Below are 23,020 nucleotides of genomic sequence, written 5' to 3'. Positions count from 1 at the left end.
CGAACCCGGCTGCAACACGCGCTCCGGTAGGGTGCCTTCATCGCATCCCAAGAGGAGACCGAGATGCAGCGTTCTGCACTCGCGACCGTGGTCCTGACCTTCGGCCTTTTGACCTCCAGCCTGGCGCCCGCCTGGGCCGGCCCGGCGACCATCGCCGGCGCTTTCAAGGCGGCTTCCATGGCGCCGATGAACCCTAAGAAGGCGACGCTGGCCCCGATGGCCTACGTGATCTTCTGCTCCAAGAACCCCGGCGAATGCGCCCGCACCGGCGGCAGTGCCGATGTGGTTTCGCTCGACGACGGCATGGTTGCGCTGCTCGACCAGGTGAACCGCGACGTCAACAAGTCGATCCGCCCGAAGGCCGACCGCCCCAAGGGCCCGATGAAGGACATCTGGAGCCTCGCCCCGCGGGAAGGCGACTGCGAGGATTTCGCAATCACCAAGCGTCACCGCCTGATGGCGCAGGGCATCCCCAGTTCGGCGCTGCTGCTGGCGGTCGCCCGCACCTCCGACGGCGAGGGGCACGCGGTGCTCGTCGTGCGCACCAGCGACGGCGACGTGGTGCTCGACAACCGGACCAGCCGGATCCGCCCGTGGCGCGAGGCCGGCCTGTCCTGGGTGAAGATGCAGTCGCCCGAGGATCCGCGCCGCTGGGTTTCGCTCTGAGGCGAACCGCCGGCCGGCCGACATCTCAACGGGTTGTTTACCATAACGCGCGAAAACGGTTCCTCATCCGGTGGAGGGGAACCGCGTGGATCGGGAACCGGGCGAGGACCGCGCGCCGAGGGTGCGCACCGGCGGGGGCCTTGCCGTCCGCCTGCTGTCGGCGTTCACCGCGCTCGGGCTCGTCCCGCTCGCCGGCTTCTCCCTTCTCGTCGATCTCCAGAGCGAACCGCTCCGCACGGCCGCCACCGCCCTCCAGCAGGGCGCTCCCGTGGCGGACGACCGGGTGCAGCGTCATGCGGCCACCGGGCTCGCCTGGACGGCCGTGACCTGCCGTCCGGATGTCGTCGATGCCGCCGTCACCGCGCAACTGACCCATCTCGATCGCCAGGATCCAGCCGCGGACTACGACCGCTGGGAGAAGACCGCCGGCAACGCTCTGACCGTTCTGCGGCGCGCACTTTCCTGCAATCCCGGCGACGGGGATCTGTGGGCCCGCTACGCCGCCGTCCGCCGTTCGGTCGCGGCGAACCGGGCCGAGACGGCCCGGCTGCTCGCCCTGTCGCAGGTGCGCGCGCCGAGCACCTACGCTGCGGTGCAGGCCCGCTTCGCGGTCTGGCGCACGGCGCCGGACGTCTATCCGGCGGCGGCTGAGACCTTCCGCGCCGACCTCGCAGCGGTCGCTCGCTTCATGCGTGCGGACGAAGCGGCGCGGCTATTGACCGCGCTCCCCGATGCGGCGGTGCCCTACCTCGCAGAGGCCTCCCGCGACCTGCCGGCATCCCGCCTCAGGGACCTCTCCTCGAAAGGTTACCGGCCGCCGCCCCACTGACCGTCCGGGACTCCCTCCCCACAGCATCGATCGGACAAAAAAGCCCGGAGAACTGCGACACAAAAGTCGCGGCGCGACTCATTTCAATTCGCCTAGAATTTAAGGGTTTGGAATCCCCGTGCTCTTATCGTAATCAAAATGAGAATCGGGGAAACGACGGGTGGTCCATGTTGCGTTCTAGAAATCTCCTTCGTGTCACCGGCGTTCTGGCGGCACTGCTCACGGTTGCCGGCTGCTCGGCACTCCCACGGTCCGGTCCGGACGGCGGCGCGGTTGAATCCAGCGCGGTCGCGCGGCTGGGCAACCCCGGCGGCAAGACCGGCATCGACTACGTCCTCGTCGACGTCAACAAGTCGCTGATGAACTACGTCCTGGCCGCGCCGTCTCCGGCGAGCGCCACCTTCGGCATGCGTGGCGGCGGGTCTCCCGAACTGCCGCTCGGCGTGGGCGACGTGGTCTCGGTGGCCGTGTTCGAGGCGGGCGCCGGCGGTCTGTTCATCCCGGCCGACGCGGGCTCGCGCCCCGGCAACTTCATCACTCTTCCCAACCAGCGCATCGACAAGTCGGGCACGCTGACGGTCCCTTACGCGGGCCGCATCCAGGCGACCGGCCGCACCGTCGACGCGGTCCAGCGCGACATCGAGAACGCGCTCGCCAACCGCGCGATCGAGCCGCAGGTGCTGGTCACCGTGCTGCAGAGCCGCTCGGCCGAGGTTTCGGTGCTGGGCGACGTGAACTCTCCGGCCAAGCTGGAGCTGAACCCCAACGGCGAGCGCATCCTCGACGTGATCTCCCGCGCCGGCGGCCTCGCCACCCCGGGGGTGGAGACCTACGTCACGCTGCAGCGCGGCGGCCGCCAGTCAACGGTGCTGTTCGACGACATCGTCGCCAACCCGCGTGAGAACGTCTACGTGGTGCCGGGCGACACGGTCTACATCAACCGCGAGCGTCGGACCTACCTGGCCTTCGGCGCGACGGGCCTGTCCGGCCGCTTCGACTTCGCCGAGGCGAACCTGACGCTGGGCGACGCGCTGGGCAAGGCCGGCGGCCTGCTCGACGAGCGCGCCGATCCGACCTACGTGCTGGTCTACCGCCAGGTCTCCAAGGCGGAACTGGCCAAGGTCGGCGCCGACGTCACGCGCTTCACCGAGGACACGGTTCCGGTGGTGTTCCGCGCCAACTTGCGCGATCCCTCGGCCTTCTTCGCCGTGCAGCAGTTCCCGATGCAGGACAAGGACATCCTGTTCGTCTCCAACGCCAAGTCGGTGGAGATCACCAAGTTCCTCAGCGTCGTCAACACGATCACCTCCGGCACCGCCGGCCCGATCGCCGACGTCGCCAACGCCAAGTCGGCGATCCGCTCGATCGGCGACTGAGGTCTGGAACGCTGAACTCGACACTTCGGGAGCGCGGCAAACCGCGCTTCCGCACCCAGGGCGAAGGTCGGTTGCTTAACGTTTCGTTAGCATCCCGACTGGTAAACGGAGCGTTGCGGCGTTAATCAACATTTGAGAGGACGCCGCGAAAACATCGTTAAAGCCTTGTGAATACGCATCGGGCTGGTTAGCTTGAATTCACGTTGCTCGGCTTATTCGTCGATGAGGTCTCAAATGCGTTGCTCGATCGCTTCCTTCCGTAACTCGCTCCTCGGCGCGTCTTTCATCGCGCTGGCCACGCTTTCGGTTTCCGGCGCCGCGGCCCAGGACGTGGCTCCCGATGCGGCAGCGCCCGCCACCGGGCAGACCGACCCGCTCGTCACCGGTACGGTCGGCGGGGCGGACGTGGGCGGCGGCGAAACCGCGCAGGCCTGCTTCCTGCCGCCGATCAAGCTTTCGTCCGCTGACGTCTCCGAATTCCTGGCCGCTCCCGGCGCCATGCTGAACGACTATCCGGAAGGCGGCATCCAGATGTCGAGCCGCGTCCGCGCGCTCGCCGGATCCGACGCCGCCACGCTCGATCCGCTGCTCGCGCTCATCGCCACCGCCAACCTCGACCAGCGCGCCGCGATCGGCTCGGGCCTCGCCCGCGCCGCCATGGCCTGCGCCCCGTCCAGCGCGGCCTACGCCCAGCTGATCCAGCAGAAGGTGGCCGAGCTCGCCAACGACGACCTGCTCACCGCCTTCCTCTCCGCCTCCAACGACCTGGAGACCGCGGCTCTCGGCGCGGCGGGCGGCGGCGGCTTCGTCGGCGGCGCCCCGGCGCTCGGTGGCGTCGGCAACCCGGGCCCGAGCAACTCGGTGGAGGGCGACGAGTCCAACCCGAACCGCTCCGGCAACTTCCCGATCAACCGCCGCACCGGCAACTTCACCGTCGGTCTCGATGCCTCCAACGGCAACGCCGACGTGAGCCCGGTCAACCCGCTCTAAGGTTGGTCGACAGCACGAATGACTTCAGGCCGGGCCGCGTTCGAACGCGCCCGGCCTTTTTCGTGCGCCGCGCCGAAGGTCGCGCTTGCCTGCCGGGCCGACCGGGGCCATTTGACCAGTACAACGATCGATCCAGGCCCCGCGGCGCCGAAGCCCATCCGGGCTCAGCATGACGCTGTCGCTTCGCCGATCCCGTCAGGACATCCGGACACCATGAAAACAGCCACCGTCTTCCTCCTGGCCATGATCGCCGCCGTTCCGCCCGCCTCGGCCGACAGCGCGACGCCGAACTACATCTGTGACGGCACCACCACGCCGTGCCCGGAACCCTACGCGCCGAACGCCAACAGCCGCGACGCGGTTCGCCCGGGCAACATCCGCCGGAACCTCAACACCAACCGGCAGAACCAGATCAACCAGAACGCCCAGACGCCCTGCGGTCCGAAGCCGGCCAACCAGCAGCCGGGCACCGTGCGCAACCAGCCGGGCTGCTGAGCGCGATCGGATGAGCGGTGCGGTTGAAGGACTTTGCTGCATGGCAGCGACGGTTCTGATGGCGGCTTGCGCTCTGATCAAACATTTCCCATACTGCATAAGTTCGAATGGACCCGGATCTTGTCCGGGTGGCTCAGCCCGGCGCCTATCCCCGGGATAACCCTAGCGACGCGCCGGCGTTTCTCGTCCGGCGGTTCTCCATTGCGGATACGTTTGTCACTCGCTTGAAGTGAGATGGGCGTCCTTCGCCCTTCGAGTCGGCGTCGAGTTTCATCTTTTTCGATGAAGCTCGCTGGCTTGGATCTTTCTCGCGGAGAGGGTGGTTGGGGCCTTGTGCAGGCGAAACTCATGGAGAGGTCGCGCGGTTTTGTGGAGTAGACGATGCCTCGTTCGGGACATCGTGCCTATCGCGTGTTTCTCATCCGCGTCGCAGCGTGGTGCTTTGCTTTCATCGCCGGATATGCTGGCCTGCTCGCCGCCCTGAACTGGGCGAGAGCGCTTCCCCCACCGCCGTTCACCGGCACGGAATGTCTCGACGAAAAATTCGTTCTGCTGAGAAACGCTGAACTGGCCGACCGCGACCTGATCACTGTCGGCTCGTCGGTCACCTGGCGCAACCTGGATTTCCGCGAGGTCGAGCAGCGGCTCGCCGTGAAGCCGTTCAACACCGCGCCCTGCTACCTCTACACCAGCCAGGCCGCCTTCTTCGCCGACGTGCTCCTGGCGAACCTGCCACAGGTGCGCACGGTGCTGACCGTCGTTGCCCCGCGGGACTTCGAGGTCTGCGACGGTCCGGTCGATGCCTTCGCCGACCGCACGGTCCTGGAGGGCTTCATCTTCGGCCGAGACCGGTTCGAATGGATCTACGGCGCCAACCTGCGGCCGGTGTCCTTCGCCGAATCCGTCATCCGCCGCTGGACGGTGGGCGGCGGACCGGGGGACAAGCTCGCCATGGATGAGTATGGCTCCAGCTTCCTGAAGGCCAAGCAGGCCTGGGAGCCGCCGCCCGTTGTCGATCCCGATTGCATGGACGGCATGGCCGCGCTTGAGACGGTGGTCAATGCCCGCGGGGCGAGGCTGATCGTGGTCAGCTTTCCCTTGAGTCCCTCCTGGTCGAAGCGCTTCAACCCCGGCGGCCGCTTCATCGCCGGTTTCGAGCGCGAAATCCGGGGCCGCTTGAAGAACCCGTCCACCCTTTTCATCGGCTCCGACGCGTTCGAGGGCACGGACGACGACTACGCCGACGCGGTCCATCTGCTCGCCCCCGCCGTCCCGCGCTTCACGCGGGCCCTTGTCGACCGGCTCGATCCGGCCGTGCTCTGAAGGGGTTGAGGTCGCATGCTTTTCAATTCCTACGCCTTCGTCCTCGTTTTCCTGCCGGTCACCTTGCTGGTCTTCTTCAGCCTCGGCCGCTGGAGCCCGCCATGGGCGCGGCTGTTCCTGCTCTTCGCGTCCTTCGCCTTCTATGGCTACTGGGACATCTTCTATCTCGGCTTGCTGATCGTCTCGATCCTCGCCAACTACGGCATCGGTGCCGCCATCACTCGCCTGCGGACGGACGCGCCGGACCGGGCGAAGAAGATCATGCTGGCCGGCGTCGCCGCCAACGTCGCGTTGCTGGCCTACTACAAGTACACGACGTTCATCGTCGACAATGTTTCGGTGCTGACCGGCTACGACTACACGGTGCATTCGATCGTGCTGCCGCTGGCGATCTCCTTCTACACCTTCCAGCAGATCGCCTATCTCATCGACACCTGGCGCAGTCAGACGCGGCCCTACACGCTGGTCGACTACGCGCTGTTCGTCACATTCTTTCCGCAGCTCATCGCCGGACCGATCGTCCATCACGCCGACATCATCCCGCAGATCGAGAACCCGCGCACCTACCGGTTCCGGCCGCGGGACTTCGCGGTCGGGCTCTGCTTCTTCATCATCGGTCTCGCCAAGAAGCTGTTGATCGCCGACACCGTAGGGGTCCTTGCCGACCCCGTATTCGACGGCGCCCTCGTCAATCCGCCGACCATGGCAGCCGCCTGGACAGCGGTCCTGGCCTTCTCGATCGGGCTCTACTTCGATTTCTCCGGCTACTCCGACATGGCCGTCGGCCTCGCCCGGATGTTCGGCATCCGTGTGGCCTACAACTTCGCCTCGCCGTACCAGTCCACCTCGATCGTCGACTTCTGGAAGCGCTGGCACATCACCCTGTCGTCCTGGCTGCGGGACTTTCTCTACATCCCCCTCGGCGGGAACCGGAGGGGCCGCTGGCGGCGCCACTTGAACCTGATGATCACCATGCTGGTCGGCGGCCTCTGGCACGGGGCCGGGTGGACCTTCGTGATCTGGGGCGGCCTGCACGGCCTCTACCTCATCGTCAACCACCGCTGGCGCCACTTCACCGAGATCGCCGCTACGAGGGGGCGTCCGATCGTCGTCAGCCCCGTGCTCGGTTGGGCGATCACCATGGGTGCGGTCGGCTTTGCTTGGATCTTCTTCCGTGCGCCGACGCTTGACCATGCCGGCGTCATGATCGTCGGCCTCCTGGGCCTCAACCCGTTGCCACCGTCGCTGCCGCCGGAAACGGTCGCCAGTGCCGTAACGCCCCTTCTGGAACGGCCCTGGAACGAGATCGCCATCCGCGGCCTGCGCCGCTTCGCCGAGGCCTATCCGGAAGCGGTATTGCTGGTGGGGGCGGGCATCGCGCTGTTCCTGCCGAACTCGCAGGAGATCCTTGACCGGCCGGAGGGTCGCCGCCCGCTGATGCCGCGCCTCTCCGTGCCGACCTTTCGCCCCACGCACACCTGGGCGGCCGCCACGGCGTTTCTTCTCCTGGTGGCGCTCTCGCGCATGTCGGACGTGAAAGCCTTCGTCTACTTCCAGTTCTAGGCGGCCCTTCGCACCTTCCGGACCGGCTGCGACCAACGGCCTTAAGCTTCCGGTTCGGCGCGGTTCGGGGCCGTCCGGCGCAACAGGCGTGGGACTGCAGAGACCGCTTGCTCGGTCAGTGCCTTGAGGCGCGGCCGCAGGCCGAGGTGCCAGTGCTCCAGCCAGAGACGCCCGGCAGCGCTCGCTGCGATGCCGGTGTCCGCGACGGCCACGCACGTCGACGTCCACCGCGCCTTGTAGGGATCGAGCGGCGGCAGCAGGTCGTAGTGCGTCAGCCCGCTCTCGAAGCACCAGCGGATGGTTTCGGCCATCTGAACGCTGCCCGGGCTGGCGCGGGAGAAGTCCATGTCCAGCGCGCCGAGGAACGCCGCATAGGACGTGCCGACGCGCAGGCCGATCTCCATCGCCACGGGCCGGTCCGCCACGGCCAGGACGGAGACAGCCATCTGGTCGTCGCCAGCCTCCGCGAGTTCACCGAGCAGGACATCGGCCGCGCCGCTTGCAAGAGCCGGCGACAGGCGCCCCGTGTCGCGGATCCAGCGACGCTTGAGTTCCAGCGCAACCTGCGCCGGCCGACGCGCGTCTCGCCCGGTGTGGACCGCGAACGTGACCGGACCCGCCGCCTCAAGGTCACGCCGGCCGCGTCTCAGATTTTGCCGTTTCTTGGCGGGAAGGCTCGATAGGAAGGCCTCGAAGGTGCGGTGCGAGGCAAGATCGAGCACCGGCGCGCCATCGCTGGCGTATGGCGCGCGCCGGGCGGCGAGCACAGGGGCGAGGGCGCTGTCGGCCCGGACCCGGCGCAGCAGCAGGACGTCGAACGCGCCCGACCCGAGCGCCGCGGCGACGATGCCGGACACGGCATCGATGTCGCCGGGAATTCCCATCACATCGTCATACTGGGCATAGGGCGCGCCGAGGCCGCGTGCGATGCGCACCCCCGCCTCCCGTCGCACCGAGAGGGCGAGCAGGGCGCATGGCCGCCCGCCGCGTTCGGCGATCGCCACGACGGACCGCCCCTGGGCCGGCAGCCCGAGGGCGGCCTCGACGAAGGCGCGGCTCTGGAAAACGGTCGCCGGACATCCCCCAGTGGCTTCGATCGCCGTCCAGAGCCGGCCGGCCAAGGCCCGGTCCAGCGCCTCGACACGGACTGTGAGCGGTTCGGCCCGTACGGACCGGTCGAACGCCGCCGGTCCGAGCGGCAGATCCCGCGTATCCAGCAGCATCGCCCATTCCCCCTAAACCCGTGCACAATGGCGATCCTCGCCATCGGATAAGGATTTCTACGATAGGACGGTTGAACGAGGCTTTAAGACCGGGTCGACAGAGGCGAGAGGGTGGGCATTGAAACGAAAAAGGCCGGCGCGAGCCGGCCTTTCGAACCTGCGGGCGCCGTGCCGCCTACTTGGTGGTGGGCGTCAGCGCACGGCCGGAGGAAAGCCCCATGCGGATCATCTTGGCGTAGCGGGTCAGGAAGTTCACCGGCCACAGACCGCCGCCGTGCTCGCGGCAGAAGTGGAGCCACTCCTTCAGGGGAACACCTTTCGGGCTGAACAGGATGAAGCGCCAGTTGGCGAGCGTCAGCACCGACGTCTTGTGGACGTAGGCCTCGTTGTGCTCCTGCTGGCCGACAGGCTCCTCGCACTGGAAGATCCGGTACCCGGCCTTGCCGGCGCGCAGGCCGTAGTCGACGTCGCCGAAGGCGTGCGTGTAGGCCTCGTCGTGGATGCCGACGTCCTTCACGGCTTGCGCCGGGATCAGCACGCAGTTGCCGTGCATCGTGTAGCACTCGCTCTCGCCGTCCTCCAGCAGACGGTAGCGAAGCCGCGACACGCCGGGAGCGCGGGCATAGCCGCCGTAGGTCGTCTTGCCGGTGACCGGATCGGTGGTGCGGCCCACCATGATCACCTTCCGGCCCACCTCCGCCGCCTTTGCGGCATAGCCCTTCAACAGCGTCGAAATGGTGTGGGGCGCCATCGCCAGGTCGTCGTTCAGCCAGAGATAGAAATCCGGCTGGCTGGGGATCGCGTGCTGCCAGGCGAGCCGCATGCCGCCGTTCCAGAACCGGTTCCCGTCCCCGTGGATGATGGTGGTGTGCGGAAAACGCCGGGCGACCGCCGCCGCCGTCCCGTCCGTGCTCGCATCATCGACAAGGAAAACCTTGGCGTGGACGTCGTCCGGCACGGACCGGTGCAGGGCTTCGAGGCAGGCGAGGGTGGTCTCCCGCCTGTTGAAGCAGGTGATCAACACCGCGATCGAGGCTTTGTACTCGGACATGGCACACCCTTCCGGGGTTCAGGCGTTCGCCGAACGGCGGATCGGCTCGCTCAAACCGGCGACGGGAAACATGGCGTCCTGCTCGGCGCGCAGCTTGCAGATCAGCGTATCGGCCGGCAGTTCCACGTCGTCGTAGGTCAGCACATGGTCGACCGGCACCGGGCGCTTCAGCCGGGCGCCTTCGGCAAGGCCCATCGGCAGCAGGTTCTCGGCGCGGCTCGTCTCGTAGTTCTCGCCGACGCCGTAGGTGAGGTAGCCGCCCATGCAGTCGATCACGTCGCCCGGCTTCAGGTCCACCTTGGCGGTGGCCACCACGTCGACGCACGGCCCGTCCTTCGGCGCGATGATCACGTCGCGGCAGAGCGCGGTCCGGAGGATCGAGATGCCGAACTCCAGCGTGGTCATATGCCAGGCCGTGTAGAAGCTGTAGAGCGGGCCTTTTCCGAGCTTGCCAAGGTCGAGGTAGAAGGCCGCGTTGTCATCGCCTTCGTGGGTGGCAGCCAGCACGTAGATGCCGGGGCTCGGCTTGGCGCCGACCACGTAGTCGACAATGCCGCCGAGGGCGTTCACCTGGTCGAAGTCGTAGAAGCTCACCATCTCGTCCACGTGGCCGCCGGGCATGTCGCGCCCGAACATGCCGCGCTGCGGAACCTTGAGTCCCACCGCGTTGGCGACGATCGCCTGCTCGGCGGTCATCTTGGTGCCATCGGCGAAGCTCGTCACCATCGACGGCGTCTGGTTCCACTGCTTGGCGAACCCGGCCTGCGTGGTCGGGTTGCGCTTGGTGTCCTGCAGGCCCTTGATGTTGCCGCAGACCATCGGCCGAAGCCCCATCGACTGCACGTAGCGGACGAGGTTCATCGTCACGCCCGGCTGGTCGCCGTCGGCGCCGGTCAGGATCACGCCGGCCTTGTCGGCCTTCTTCTTCAAGAGCGGGCCGACCGTGGCGTCGAGCTCGACGTTGAGCGAGACGATGTCCTTGCCGGCCTCGATCAGGGCGCTGATCACGTGCGCCCCGTATTCCACCGCGCCGGTCGTCTCGAAGGCGATCTCGATCGCCGGCGAGCGGACGATCAGCATCGGGTCGTCGGTCACCACGCGCTTGCCGCGGGCGAGCGCATCCTCGAACGCGTCCTGCGACTTCGGCTCGACGATGTCGTCGCGGGAGATCCCGGCCTTCATGAAGGAGGCGATCGCCCGTTCCACGTTGCGATTGCAGATCGCGGCGTAGCGCAGCACGGGGATGTTGCGCTCGGCGTGGACGATGGCGCCGGTGGCCATGAAGCCGCTGCCGAACACCCCGACCATGACGGGCTTGCCGGTCGCTTCACGCTGCTTGATGGCGGTATCGACGATGATCATCGGTGGGAATTCCTGGTATCGCGTGATGCGGCGTCCGCGAAGGGACGCGTGTTGAGAAAGGTCAGGGCAGGTCGCGGAAGGCGTCGACGCCGTGCAGCGTGGGATCGAAATCCGGCCAGTTCGCGTCCTTCTGGGAAATTTCCTTGGGCTCGATCGGCCATTCGATGCCGAACCGCGGATCGTTCCAGCGCAAGCCCCGCTCGTGCGAGGGCGAGTAGAACGCGCTGACCAGATAGAGCGCCTCGGCATCCTCGGTGAGCGTGATGAACCCGTGGGCGAAGCCGCGCGGCACGTACATCATGCGCCGGTTCTCCGCCGAGAGTTCCGCCCCGAACCACTTGCCGAACGTCGGCGACTGCGGCCGCAGGTCGACGATGCAGTCCCACAGGCTGCCGCGGATGCAGCGCACGACCTTCACTTCCGCTGCCGGATGCAGCTGGTAGTGCATGCCGCGCAGGGTGCCCTTGATCCGGCTCAGCGAGTTGTTGGCCTGGACGTAGCGGGTTTCCAGGCCGGCCTTCTCGAACTCGTTCTCGCAGAAAACGCGAGCGAAGAAGCCGCGGTCGTCGGTGCGGGGTTCCAGGTCGATGGTGTAGCCGTCGTCGAGGGGAGATTTCGTGAAGATCATTTCAGTTCCCGATGAAACCGCTTGCGATGTACCGGACGAAGGTGGATCCAAGTCTGGAGTCCGGCTTTTATAGCGGAGCGGACTTAATACGAAGTAGTACACATCATCAAAGAGTGCGCAGGCGCAGCCACGGAAACATGCGTGGTGCCAGGGCGAAGATGGCGGGCTTCACGCCCACTTCCTTCCAGACGATATAGGCCTGGATGCAGTCGGCGATCAGCACGCCGAACAGGAACCCGAGCCCGCCGCCGGCGATACCGTAGATCGGGACGAGGATGAACGTTCCGACCAGCACCATCGCGCCGCGGTTCGCCTCCAGGAGAACCGCCAGCCGCATGCGGTTGGACAGCCAGAGCACCTCGCCGGTCGGCCCGAAGCAGGAGTCCACCACCAGCGCGGCGCAGAGGAAGAACAGCGGCCACTTCGCACCCGCGAAGTTCGGCCCGAAAAGCAGGTCGAGCAGGAACGGCCCGACCACCAGGACGCCGGCGACGCCCGCGATGGCCATCACCCCGCTCAAGAGCGCACCGAAATTCATCTGGTGCTGCAGCGCCGGGATGTCCTTGGCGCCGATCGCCTGGCCCATCCGCGCCGTGATCGTCACCACCGGCGCGTAGACCAGCGTCGTGTAGGCGTTGAACAGCGTCAGCGCCAGCGCGAACACGCCGACCTCGCTCAGCGACACGAACAGCGGCATCAGCACCGTCAGGACGCGGCGGTTCGCCAGGTTCAGCGTCACCGTGATGATGAACGGGCCGCCTTCCTTCATCACCGGCCAGATCAGCTCGGTTCCGAAATCGCGCAGCGCCATGCCCGCGCGGCGTAGGTAGAGCGCCACCACCGGAATGATTGCGAAGGCCCCCGCGGTGTAGATCCACAGGATCCCTTCCATGGTCGCATGCTCGGGACTCACCTGCGTGTAGACCACGACCCCCGCCAAAATCAGCACGGTGCGGGTCAGCGTGACGGTCTGGTAGAGGAGGTTGTGGCCGAAGCCGCGCAACGCGCCGCACAACGCGTCGCCGATCGCCACGCCGGCGATCTGCAGGCCGATCAGGAGCGCCGACATCGCGGTGATCGTCATCGTCGCGATGATGAAGCCGGCGAACGCCAGCGACACGACCGCCGAGACCCCCGTCACCGCGATCGAGGCGGCGGCGACCTTCCGTCGCGCGACGGCCGCCTCATCCTCGCTCTGGGATTTGCTGGTCTCGCGCAGGAGCACGTAGTGGAAGCCGAGGTTGGCCGCCGACGAGATGATCACGATGGCGTTCAGAAGCACGCTGAAGCGGCCGAAACCATCGGTATCCAGATGCCGCGTCACGATCACCGTGGTCATGAAGGCGATCGCCAGTCCCAGGATCTGGATCGCCATCACCGCGGATGACTCCAGGAATCGCCGATCGACACGGGCGAGGTAGGACCGGACTGACCGCTTCTCGGATGGCATTTATCAATGGCTCGGGTAAATTGGGACTGAATACTTATCGGTTTGCTTCACGATCCGCAGCTGCGAAACCGAACGGTGTCTCGTCCACAACGTTCCATGATGGGCCGAGCCGTTGTGTGCGGCGCGGCATGAAACTACGCAGGGGGCGGCGCGAGGGCAAGCCGTTTGACGCGGTATGGTTATCCACCGTCAACGACTTTGCAGCTGGACGCGCGGCGTGTTCAAAAAGCCTCACCCTGCTACAACTCTGATTTCTAATCATATGGTGAATGGCCCGGAACCTTCAGCCGCTTGAAAAGGTTACACGGAAAAGTGTAGCCATTCTGGCGGTGCGAACCTGTCGCCCCCCGCAAACAGGAGATTGATGTCCAACCGCTTTTCGATGATGATGAGAATTGTAGATGTGATGTTAGGGTATGTTTGACGCGCGCAGGCCTATTTTCGCCGCGCACCATCATGCCAGGTCCAGCGACCCCAAGTAAGTATAACAAAAATTGTTTCGAGGATGGCCCTGTCTAATTGAAGCTGTTCGGCTCGAGCCGTAGTTGAGTCCAGCGTAAGTATTTCAAGGGATTTGTGATGACCAGACGCGCTATCGTGTACGCTATCAATTATGCGCCGGAAATTGCGGGTGCTGGTCGTTGCACGGGTGAACTCGGCGAATTTCTCGCAGGGCAGGGCGTTGACGTGACGGTCGTTACCACGCCTCCGCACTATCCTGGCTGGACCATCACGGGCGACTACTCCACCTTCGGATTCACCTCTGAAAACCTTGCTGGCGTGCACGTCATCCGCTGTCCTTTGCTTCTGCGCAAGCCGATGCAGGGGATCTGGCGCATGCTGGCGCCGCTGAGCTTCGCGGTCACCTCGGCTCCGGCCTTCGTTTGGCAGGTGCTGCGCAAGCGTCCCGACACCATCATCTGTGTCGAGCCGACGCTGTTCGTCACGCCGCTGGCCCTCCTCATGGCCAAGCTGACCGGCGCCCGTTCGGTGCTGCATGTCCAGGATCTCGAGGTCGAGGCGGCCTTCGCCATGGGTCACCTGGAGGGCCGCGGCCTGTCCAAGCGCGTCGGCGAAATGTTCGACCGCTTCATCGTCCGCCGCTTCAAGCGCGTCGTCACCATCGGCGACCGCATGTCGGAGAAGCTGCTGCGCAAGGGCGTCAACCCGCGCCGCCTGTCCATCGTCCGCAACTGGGTCGACCTCGACCACATCAAGCCGATGGCCGGACCGAGCCCCTACCGGGCCGAACTGGGCATTCCCGACGGCACCGTGGTCGGCCTCTACTCGGGCAACATCGGCGTCAAGCAGGGTCTCGACGTGTTGCTGGAAGCGGTCGCGCGCGTCTGCGGCAAGATCGACATGACCTTCGTCATCGCCGGCGAAGGGCCCGCCAAGCAGGCCCTGATGGACCGCTTCGGCGCTCTGCCGAACATCCGCTTCCTGCCGTTCCAGCCCTACGAGCGGCTGGGCGAATTCCTGGCGCTGGCCGATCTCCACCTGCTGCCGCAGCAGGCCGACGTCGCCGACCTGGTGCTGCCGTCCAAGCTCGGCGGCATGCTGGCCTCCGGCAAGCCGATCCTGGTCACCGCGCAGGAGGGTACCGAGCTCGCCGCCTTCCTGAAGGACGCGGCGGTCATCGTTCCTCCCGGCGATGCGATCGCGCTCGCGGCCGCCATGGAGCGTTTCGTCACCAATCCGGAGGAAGCCGGCACCGCCGAGTCGCGCCTGCGGTTGGCCCGTCGCCTCTCCAAGCCGGAAGCGCTGGCGCAGTTCGAGAGCCTGCTGTTCGAAACCGAGCTTCGGGCCGAAGCACCGGCAACTGCCGCTCCGACGCGCGTCATCGCGCCGATCCACTCCGACACGTCGAAGCTCGTTCACAAATAAGGCGAACGGGGGCGGAATAAGCGTCCCTGCGGGGGCGTTCACGCTGGACGACAATCGGAGCTGGGATGCGATACCTTCCTCTGGGCGGCCTAGCGGCCGTGATGCTGGCCGGCCATCCCGCGCCGGCGGCGACCATCCTCGTGGATCCGACCCTTTCGCAGGAAACGCCGGCTTCGGTCCGCAGCCTGACGGCCGCGGTGGATCGTGCCCGTGAGATCCGCAAGGACGCGCCCGACGAGCCGATCGCCATCGAACTCGTATCCGGCGTCCACCGGGTCGACCGCATCATCTCCCTGACCCGAGCCGAGTCCGGTGTGCCGGGGACACCCTTCGTCATCCGCGGCGCAGCCGATGGATCCACTTCCGTCCTGGGCTCAGTCGCCGCCCCCACCCGTCCCGTTGCGGAGGCCGATTTGGCCGCTGCGCCTGACGTTGCCCCTGCGCTGCTCGGCAAGGCGCTGGTCGTCGATCTCAAGGACCTCGGCCTGCCCGGCGATCGCAAGCTGCGGCCGCGCGGCGCCTATGTCGGCACGCCGGATTCGGCTTTCGAGCTGGTCCAGAACGGCCGCCGTTTCCGCCCCGCCCGCTGGCCGGACGAGGGCTACTGGAGCGAGGCGACAGCCACCGCCGACCCCGACGGCTACCGCGTCACCGTCCCGCCGGAGCACGCGGCGGCCTGGGCCCGCGACCCCAACACGCTGCTCGCCGGTTATTTCGTGTCCGACTGGGCCTACGAAACGGTCCCGATCCTGCCGGGCGAGCCGGACGGCGACAGCCTGCGGATCGGCCGCTTCCAGGCCCCGCTCGACCTGCGCGAGGACATGCCCTTCCGCATCGCCGCGGTGAACGCGATCGCGGCGCTCGACCAGCCCGGCGAGTACTACCTCGATGCGGCCGCCGATCGCGCCATCTTCCTCCCGCTCGATCCCGGCGCGCCCGTCGAGGTCGCCGTCACCAAGAGCATCTTCGCGGTGAACGGCAGCAACAATCTGCTGATCGAGAAGCTGGAACTCGCCAACACCCTCGGCGATGTCGTCGCCTTCACCGGCGGCGACGACATCACCCTGCGCGACTGCGGCATCCGCAACACCGGCTCGCGCGGAGTCATGGTGGAGGGTTCCCGCCGGTTGACCGTCGAGCGCTGCGTCGTCGCCGACACTGCCGAGACCGGCATCACCGTCTACTCCGGAGACCGGCCGTCGCTCGGCCGCGGCGACGTCGTGATCGCCAACAGCGCCGTCGTCCGCTTCGGCCAGGACAGCCCCACCTACCGGCCGGGCGTTGAACTGCACGGCGTCGGCAACACCCTGCGCGGCTCCTACCTGGCGCACGGGCCCCACTCGGCCGTCGTCCTCGGCGGCAACGACCACCGGGTGGAGAACAACGAGATCGAGGACGTCCTGCGCGAAACCAACGACGCCGGCGCCATCTACATGGGCCGCGACTGGACGATGCGCGGCAACGTGATCACCGGCAACTACCTGCACGATATCGGCTGGGGCGCGCCGGAGCAGGCCTTCGTCACGGGCGTCTACTTCGACGACCAGTTCAGCGGCGTCGAGCTCACCCGCAACGTCTTCGTGCGGGTGCACCGCGCCGTCGTCCTCGGCGGTGGCCGTGATCACCTGATCAAGAACAACGTCTTCCTCTGGACGCGCCGCCCCGCCATCCATTTCGACGACCGGGGCCTCAACTGGCAAAAGGACATGACCGCCGGCGGCCAGCTGCGTCAGAACCTCGACGCGATGCCTTATGCGACCGAGCCCTGGAAGAGCCGCTATCCTGAACTCGTCAACATCCTCGACGATGAGCTTGGTGTGCCCAAGGGCAACCGAATCATAGGGAATGCCGCATTTGGCAAGCCCCTGCTCGAGTTCACCGATCCGGCAATCCGTAGTTATCTCACGGAAGAAGGCAATATAGAGCTTCCCGCCGACACACCCCCCGTCAAAAGTGACGATGACGGTGAGTTGGTAAACAACGTTATTAAGCTAAACGATACTTTGAAGGGCCTGTCGCTTGACCTCGCCGAGCGCCGTCGCATAATGCAAGATATGATTTACTTCAAATTACTCGATTAGCGGCGGTTGATTTGGGGTAGATGGTTAAAAAACACCGACGGAGGCCCGAAGTGTCCATCTGCTGTGAAGTAAGTGATTACACGACAGCGTAAGCTGTAGTCGAAGCTCACGCCGGCTAAAAGCCGGCCATCCACATTCAACTTCAATCGAAGTCCGATGCCGGCCCTGGCGCGGATCCATGTCTTTCGCGCCACCGCGCGAAGGATCCGGGATCCTTTGCCCTCGGCGGACCTGCCGACCACGGCGGCTATCGGAGCGTGTGCGTTAGAGGAAAGCGGCGATGGACGTCCCCACACCCACCATTCTTCCGACCGCGGCCGTGGTGCCGGCGCCGAGCGCCGCCCGGCGCGATATCGTCGGTGTCCAGTACCTCCGCGGCCTGGCGGCGCTGATGGTCGTGATCACGCACGCCGCCGGCATGATCGCCTTTCCGAAGTACTTCGGCGTCAGCCCGGGCAAGTTCTTCGAGATGGGCTGGGTCGGCGTCGACCTGTTCTTCGTCATCAGCGGCTTCATCATCAGCTACGCCACCTTTGACAGCCGCACCTACACGGCGCGGCTCGGCTTCGTCGACTTCATGATCAAGCGGTTCATCCGCATCATCCCGTTCATGTGGGTCTGTATCCTGGTCTACCTGGGTCTGCGTGTCCTCGGCCGCGGCGCTCCGGAAGACCTGCTGCCCTACTGGCGCGCGATCCTGCTGTGGCCGGTCGGCGAGGTGAAGCCCGACCAGATCTGGACCCTTCGCCACGAGTTCCTGTTCTACATCGTCTTCGGCCTGACCATGCTGATGGCCGTCCGCCGCACCTGGATCCTGGTGCTCTGGTGCGCGTCCCCGCTTGTCTACGTGCCGCTCCGCGATCTCGGCTACGTCGGCTTCTACGAGGCGCGCCTGCTCGACTTCTTCTGCAACCCGGCCAACGTGGAGTTCGGTCTGGGCCTGATCTTCGGCAACCTGCTGCTGCGCAACGGCTCGATCCCGGTTCTGCCCGGCAGGCTGCAGTTGCCCGTGCTGGTCGGCCTGTCGTCGCTGCTGATGGTGGCGACCTATGTCCTCGGCCTGGAGATCGGCGTGCTGCGAGACGTGCTTGTTCTCGGCTGCATGTCGGCGCTGATCCTCTTCGTCGGACTGGGGGTCACCCGCTGCGCCAACCCGATCGAGCGTCTCGCCCACGTGCTCGGTGACGCCTCCTATGCGGTCTATCTCATCCACCCCGCGATCATCTCGATCCTCCTCACGGTCTGGGCCAAGGTGCTTCCCGACACCAACGTCTACGTCGTGCTGGCCGGCGTCACCGTGCTCGCCACGGCAGGCGGGGTGATCATGCACTTCCTGGTGGAGAAGCCGTTGATCGCCTTCCTCAACGCCCACTTCGCGCCCCGCGCGGCGTCGGCCCGTACCGCGTGACGCGGCTCGGCCGGGTGGATCGGACAAGACCGAACCGCCCGGCCCGCTTACCCGGAAGCCGCGGAACGACAAGCAGTTTAATGCGAAGTTCATTATATCCTAAGTCGAAATCGGTTCCGGCAAATATGCTGCACCGCGTTAACGACGATCTCGTCTCTCGGCGGTAGGGTCTTGATGAAGGCGGCCCCTGCCGCTAGCCTCCCGACCGGAACACAATTTTAGGTGAGAATCGATGAAAGTTGCTTTGATTACCGGCGTCACGGGCCAGGACGGTGCTCTTCTCGCCGAGTCTTTGCTCGCCAAGGGCTATGTAGTACATGGCGTGAAGCGCCGGTCGTCGTCGTTCAACTCCGAGCGCGTCGATCATCTCTACCGCGACCCGCATGAAGGACGGACCTCCTTCTTCATGCACTACGGCGACCTGACGGATTCCACCAACCTGATCCGTCTCGTCCAGGAAACCCAGCCGGACGAGATCTACAACCTGGCCGCCCAGAGCCACGTGCAGGTTTCCTTCGAGACCCCGGAATACACCGCCAACGCCGACGGTATCGGTACGCTCCGTCTGCTGGAAGCGATCCGCATCCTGAAGCTGGAGAAGAAGGTCCGCTTCTACCAGGCCTCCACGTCCGAGCTCTACGGCAAGGTGCAGGAGACGCCGCAGAAGGAGACCACCCCCTTCTACCCGCGCAGCCCCTACGCCGCCGCCAAGCTCTACGGCTACTGGATCACGGTGAACTACCGTGAGGCCTATGGCATGCACGCCTCGAACGGCATCCTCTTCAACCACGAGGGCCCGACCCGCGGCGAAACCTTCGTCACCCGCAAGATCACCCGCGCGGTGGCCGCCATCCACCACGGCTTCCAGAGCACGCTGTGGCTCGGCAACCTCGACGCCAAGCGCGACTGGGGCAACGCCAAGGACTACGTCGAAGGCATGTACCTGATCCTGCAGCAGGACAACCCCGACGACTACGTCCTGGCCACCGGCGAGACGCACACCGTCCGTGAGTTCGTCGAGCTCTCCTTCAAGGAAGTCGGCGTCAATCTGGAGTGGAAGGGCGAAGGCGTCGACGAGGTCGGCTACGACGCCGCCAACGGCCGCAAGCTGGTCGCCATCGACCCGCGCTACTTCCGCCCGACCGAAGTGGATCTGCTGCTCGGCGATCCGGCCAAGGCCCGCAAGCAGCTCGGCTGGAGCCACTCCACGCCGTTCCCGCAGCTGGTCAAGGACATGGTCCAGTCCGACATCAAGGTCGTCGCGCGCGAGGCGCTGTCGCGCCGCATGGGCACCGAGTGATCGCATCGGGCGGCCCTCCCGGCCGCCTGCCTGACCTTGGAGGCGCGAGGCTTCGGTTGTCCGGAGTCTCGCGTTTTCGCATCAGACGGGCGGCCCGGCCCTTCGGCCCCCGCCGGTTTGGATCCGGTTTGCCGGTTCGGATGAAGCGATGACGGACAAGACCCCCGACCAACGCCTTGATATCCTCGACGCCTCCGAGACGGACGCGCTGCGCGGCGGCGCCAGCTTCTCGCTGGCCCATCGCATGCGGCGGGCGGTCTGGGGCGTCACCTGGCTGCTGCTCGCCTCCTGGACGCCTCCGCCCCTCCATCCCTGGCGGCGTCTCCTCCTGAAGGCCTTCGGCGCGAGAATGGGCCGGCGCGCGCGCGTCTACGGCAGCGCCCGGATCTGGTATCCGCCCAACCTGGAGATGGGCGACTACGCGGTGATGGGCTGGGACGTGGTCTGCTACAACCAGGACAAGGTGGTGCTGGAGGACTACGCCATCGTTTCCCAGTACAGCCACCTCGTCGCCGGCACCCACGACATCGACAGTCCGACCTTCCAGCTCTACACCAAGCCGATCCGGATCTGTCGCTACGCCTGGATCGCGTCCAACGCCTTCGTCGGCCCGGGCGTGACCGCCCACGAGGGGTCGGTGCTCGGCGGCTGCGGGGCGACCTTCAAGGACCTGGAGCCCTGGACGGTCTACGGCGGCAACCCAGCTAAGCCGCTTCGCAAGCGCCGCAATTTCCTGGAAACGACCTGAGCGGACCGGAGCCGGTCGCCGGCCGCCGCCTGCCCGGCGGCGCCGGTCAGAGCGCCTTGGGCCCCGGCGCGCGCTGCAGGACCTGGTCGAGCGGCGTCACCATCATGGACTCCGCCTCCTCTTCCGCCTCTTCCTCCTCCTGCTTGATCAGCGGGACGGAGTAGGTCAGCGAGCGATAGAGCCCTACCGCGATCAGGAACACGCCGGCCTTGTCGATCGACAGGAAGCCGCCGTTGCAGAACAGGCACATGAAGATGTAGACGCGCGTCGCGTTCTCCCGGATGCTGAGGAACAGCACCGGCACCAGGATGATCGCGACGAAACCGTAGCCGAAGAAGAAGTTCCACAACCCGTTGTTCAGGAACTCGCCCCATTTGATCGGATAGGTCACGATCGGCGCCAGCGTATACTCCATGTTCTCGAACGAATTACCGAACGGGAAGCGCGCCAGATACTCCGGCAGCAGCAGGAGTGGGCCGACGATGCGCACGAAGCCGGAAAGCTCCTGGCTCTGGTCCGCGATGTTGGTGATGCGCTCCACATAGTGGTCGAGCAGGCCGCTCCCGAGCAGGATCGAGCCGACCAGCACCCCGGAAAGCACGAACTTGCCCGGGGTGATGTAGCGCTTCTCCAGCGCGTAGTAGCTGATATAGACGCCCATCGACAGGAAGAACGACAGGCTCTGCGACAGCAGCATCACCACGGCGATGAAGAACAGCAGGACCCACGCGCGCCGCCATTCGTCGAGCAGCGGCGAGAAGGCGTAGAAGAACGAGAACAGCACGAACCCGAAGTAGGAGGGTTCCCCGAACGTCCCCATCGGCCGGATCTTGGAGTAGATCAGGTCCAGCTGGTTCGGCAGCGTGTTGGAGTTGGCGATGAAGTACTCGTGCGGAATGCCGAAATAGGTGCTTCGTGCGAAGTAGTAGGCCTGCACGATCGCCAGCATCGTCAGGCACACCGTCACGAACAGCGTGGCGTTCAGCGAACGGTCGATCAGCTTGCGGTCCATGAAGACCAGCATCCGCCCGAACAGCAAGGTGATGGCGAAGAAGATCAGCGCCTCGCGGCCGGTCCGCAGCGCCGCCTGCATGTCCGAGGCGAGCGGCGAGGTGATGATCGGAACCAGGGTCATCATCACGAACAGCAATGGCCGGTATCCGAAGTCTTCGACGAACCCGGTCATCAGCGTCCGGCGCCAGAACCACAGCATCGTCACCGCGATCAGCGTCGCGACCGACATCCAGTAGGACAAGCCCAGCTGGATGAAAGGGATCATCAGGATCTGCGGAACGAACATAGGCAGCGACTTTCGTGGTCCACGCGACCTTTATGACAGAGGACGCTTACCACAAGGTGTTGGTGCGGTCTCCCGGACGACGGAAACGGCTGGGCGTGCCGACGTCCTACGCGACATCGGCCGCCCGCGGCAAGCCTTCCCGGATCACGGCGAGCACGTTCCTGGCGAACTGCGTGACGTGAAAGCACTTCAGGAACGTGTCGCGCGCCTGCGCGCCCATCCGCTCCCGCTCGGCGCTGCTCAGCGCCAGGAAGCGCCGCATCAGCGCCACGGCGCCGTCCACGTCGTCGGTGGTGACGATGCCGGAGCCGGACGCCTCCACCTCCCGCCAGATGTTGACCTTGTTGGTGATCAGCACCGGCTTGGAGAGCGCCATCGCCTCCGCCACCACCACCCCGAAGTTCTCCTGATGCGAGGGCAGGATGAACGCCTCCGCGTGCCGGAACGCGCCCCACTTGGCATCGCCCGTCAGCATGCCCGGCCAATGGATGCGGTCCGCGACGCCCGCTTCCCGCGCCAGGGCCTCCAACGAGGCCTTGATGCCCACCTGGTCCGGTCCAGCGATCACGATGTCGACGTCGGGATGCTCGGCAGCGATCCGTCCGAACGCCTGGACCAGCAGGTCGCAGCCCTTCTTCGGATGGATGCGGCTGAGGAAGAGCAGGGTGCGTTTGCCCCGCAGCTGCGGCTGCGCCGCAAGAAAGGCCTCCACCTGCCGCTCCGGGTCGCCCTCCACGTCGGCGGTGCCGTAGCCCACCACCTTCTCGCGGATCCGGTAGGGGCGGAACTGGTTGCGCGCGAGCTCCCGCTCCTCCTCGGTGGTAAACAGCACGGCGGCCGCGTCGTTCAGCAGCGGGCCGTCGGCGAACAGCCAGAACGCCTGCTTGGCCAGGTGCTTCAGCGGCATGCTTTCCTTGAACCAGGGGTCAAGCATGCCGTGCGTGAACACATGATAGGGCACGCCGGCCTGCATCAGGCCGCGATGCGCGCCGAGCGACAGGTAGTTCCACAGGCCGTTGACGATCACCCCGTCATAGCGCCCGGCGTTGGCCGCCAGCCAAGGCGCCAGCCGGGGCGTGTAGCCATAACCGGCAAGGGGAGGGCGTCGCCCGAGCACCGTCAGGGATTTCGTGTTCGGCCCCATGCCGTGGATCGTCACGGCCGACCCGGTGACCCACGGATCGCGCGGATCGTCCTTGCTGACAACCTCCGTCACGTGGCCCATCCGCTCCCACTCCGCGGCGAGCTGGAGAACGCCCTCCACCGGGCCGCCGTCCTGCGGGTTCATCGAGGGAATGACGTGCAGAATGCGCATGGTTGTCCTTGGCCTGCCGACCCGA

The 23,020-nt window shown here is 66.1% G+C and carries 19 protein-coding genes and 1 other annotated feature; of the genes, 12 read left to right on the top strand and 7 right to left on the bottom strand.

Going from position 1 to position 23,020, the window contains the following annotated elements:
- The first annotated feature begins 63 nt into the window (after positions 1–63).
- The 7 genes from HZ321_RS00155 (at position 64) to HZ321_RS00125 (ending at position 7,242) form a co-directional block, all read left to right on the top strand.
- Positions 64–666 carry a transglutaminase-like cysteine peptidase gene (locus HZ321_RS00155; RefSeq protein WP_181699018.1) on the top strand — a complete coding sequence of 201 codons (603 nt, stop codon included), beginning with the start codon at positions 64–66 and terminating at the stop codon, positions 664–666.
- An 85-nt stretch (positions 667–751) separates the two neighbouring features.
- Positions 752–1,495, top strand: coding sequence for a hypothetical protein (locus HZ321_RS00150; protein ID WP_181699017.1), 744 nt, complete (start codon positions 752–754; stop codon positions 1,493–1,495).
- A gap of 167 nt (positions 1,496–1,662) precedes the next feature.
- A complete protein-coding gene (locus tag HZ321_RS00145) occupies positions 1,663–2,871 on the top strand; it encodes a polysaccharide biosynthesis/export family protein (RefSeq protein WP_181699015.1) in 1,209 nt (402 codons plus the stop codon).
- Between the two features lie 234 nt (positions 2,872–3,105).
- A complete protein-coding gene (locus HZ321_RS00140) occupies positions 3,106–3,861 on the top strand; it encodes a hypothetical protein (protein ID WP_181699013.1) in 756 nt (251 codons plus the stop codon).
- A gap of 213 nt (positions 3,862–4,074) precedes the next feature.
- Entirely contained in the window at positions 4,075–4,356 is a 282-nt protein-coding gene (locus tag HZ321_RS00135; protein ID WP_181699010.1) for a hypothetical protein, read from the top strand.
- A gap of 106 nt (positions 4,357–4,462) precedes the next feature.
- Positions 4,463–4,518 (top strand) — a sequence feature (sul1 is cis-regulatory element that is thought to sense ions involved in sulfur or methionine metabolism; They are found in Alphaproteobacteria).
- A gap of 219 nt (positions 4,519–4,737) precedes the next feature.
- Positions 4,738–5,679 (top strand): hypothetical protein, encoded by a 942-nt coding sequence (locus HZ321_RS00130; protein WP_181699008.1) that lies wholly within the window; start codon positions 4,738–4,740, stop codon positions 5,677–5,679.
- A gap of 15 nt (positions 5,680–5,694) precedes the next feature.
- Complete coding sequence (locus HZ321_RS00125; RefSeq protein ID WP_181699007.1) at positions 5,695–7,242, top strand: MBOAT family O-acyltransferase; 1,548 nt, start codon at positions 5,695–5,697, stop codon at positions 7,240–7,242.
- Between the two features lie 41 nt (positions 7,243–7,283).
- Here HZ321_RS00125 and HZ321_RS00120 read toward each other — a convergent pair whose 3' ends face one another.
- The 5 genes from HZ321_RS00120 to HZ321_RS00100 all read right to left on the bottom strand — a co-directional run bounded on the left by HZ321_RS00120 (position 7,284) and on the right by HZ321_RS00100 (position 12,881).
- Positions 7,284–8,465, bottom strand: a complete 1,182-nt coding sequence (locus HZ321_RS00120) for a GNAT family N-acetyltransferase (protein WP_181699005.1) — start codon at positions 8,463–8,465, stop codon at positions 7,284–7,286.
- Between the two features lie 175 nt (positions 8,466–8,640).
- Entirely contained in the window at positions 8,641–9,516 is an 876-nt protein-coding gene (locus HZ321_RS00115) for a glycosyltransferase family 2 protein (RefSeq protein ID WP_181699003.1), read from the bottom strand.
- Between the two features lie 18 nt (positions 9,517–9,534).
- Positions 9,535–10,878: an NAD(P)H-dependent oxidoreductase gene (locus HZ321_RS00110; protein WP_181699000.1), complete on the bottom strand. Its 1,344-nt coding sequence runs from the start codon at positions 10,876–10,878 to the stop codon at positions 9,535–9,537.
- A gap of 61 nt (positions 10,879–10,939) precedes the next feature.
- Complete coding sequence (rfbC, locus tag HZ321_RS00105; protein ID WP_181698998.1) at positions 10,940–11,506, bottom strand: dTDP-4-dehydrorhamnose 3,5-epimerase; 567 nt, start codon at positions 11,504–11,506, stop codon at positions 10,940–10,942.
- A 106-nt stretch (positions 11,507–11,612) separates the two neighbouring features.
- Positions 11,613–12,881: a lipopolysaccharide biosynthesis protein gene (locus tag HZ321_RS00100; RefSeq protein WP_181698996.1), complete on the bottom strand. Its 1,269-nt coding sequence runs from the start codon at positions 12,879–12,881 to the stop codon at positions 11,613–11,615.
- Positions 12,882–13,535: 654 nt separating this feature from the next.
- Here HZ321_RS00100 and HZ321_RS00095 point away from each other — a divergent pair.
- The 5 genes from HZ321_RS00095 (at position 13,536) to HZ321_RS00075 (ending at position 20,380) form a co-directional block, all read left to right on the top strand.
- Positions 13,536–14,843, top strand: coding sequence for a WcaI family glycosyltransferase (locus tag HZ321_RS00095; RefSeq protein ID WP_181698994.1), 1,308 nt, complete (start codon positions 13,536–13,538; stop codon positions 14,841–14,843).
- A 65-nt stretch (positions 14,844–14,908) separates the two neighbouring features.
- A complete protein-coding gene (locus HZ321_RS00090; RefSeq protein WP_181698992.1) occupies positions 14,909–16,924 on the top strand; it encodes a right-handed parallel beta-helix repeat-containing protein in 2,016 nt (671 codons plus the stop codon).
- A 280-nt stretch (positions 16,925–17,204) separates the two neighbouring features.
- Positions 17,205–18,332: an acyltransferase family protein gene (locus tag HZ321_RS00085; RefSeq protein ID WP_181698990.1), complete on the top strand. Its 1,128-nt coding sequence runs from the start codon at positions 17,205–17,207 to the stop codon at positions 18,330–18,332.
- A gap of 232 nt (positions 18,333–18,564) precedes the next feature.
- Positions 18,565–19,632, top strand: coding sequence for a GDP-mannose 4,6-dehydratase (gene gmd, locus HZ321_RS00080; RefSeq protein ID WP_181698988.1), 1,068 nt, complete (start codon positions 18,565–18,567; stop codon positions 19,630–19,632).
- A 148-nt stretch (positions 19,633–19,780) separates the two neighbouring features.
- Entirely contained in the window at positions 19,781–20,380 is a 600-nt protein-coding gene (locus HZ321_RS00075) for an LbetaH domain-containing protein (RefSeq protein ID WP_181698986.1), read from the top strand.
- Between the two features lie 46 nt (positions 20,381–20,426).
- Here HZ321_RS00075 and HZ321_RS00070 read toward each other — a convergent pair whose 3' ends face one another.
- Positions 20,427–21,659: a hypothetical protein gene (locus tag HZ321_RS00070; protein WP_181698984.1), complete on the bottom strand. Its 1,233-nt coding sequence runs from the start codon at positions 21,657–21,659 to the stop codon at positions 20,427–20,429.
- A 127-nt stretch (positions 21,660–21,786) separates the two neighbouring features.
- Positions 21,787–22,995 (bottom strand): glycosyltransferase, encoded by a 1,209-nt coding sequence (locus HZ321_RS00065; RefSeq protein WP_181698982.1) that lies wholly within the window; start codon positions 22,993–22,995, stop codon positions 21,787–21,789.
- Between the last annotated feature and the right edge of the window lie 25 nt (positions 22,996–23,020).

The organism is Chthonobacter albigriseus, from assembly GCF_013839445.1.
In the GTDB taxonomy this organism is placed as follows: domain Bacteria; phylum Pseudomonadota; class Alphaproteobacteria; order Rhizobiales; family Pleomorphomonadaceae; genus Chthonobacter; species Chthonobacter albigriseus.
Note: the sequence above shows the minus strand (reverse complement) of the source record. Positions and strands in the feature narration are given on the sequence as shown.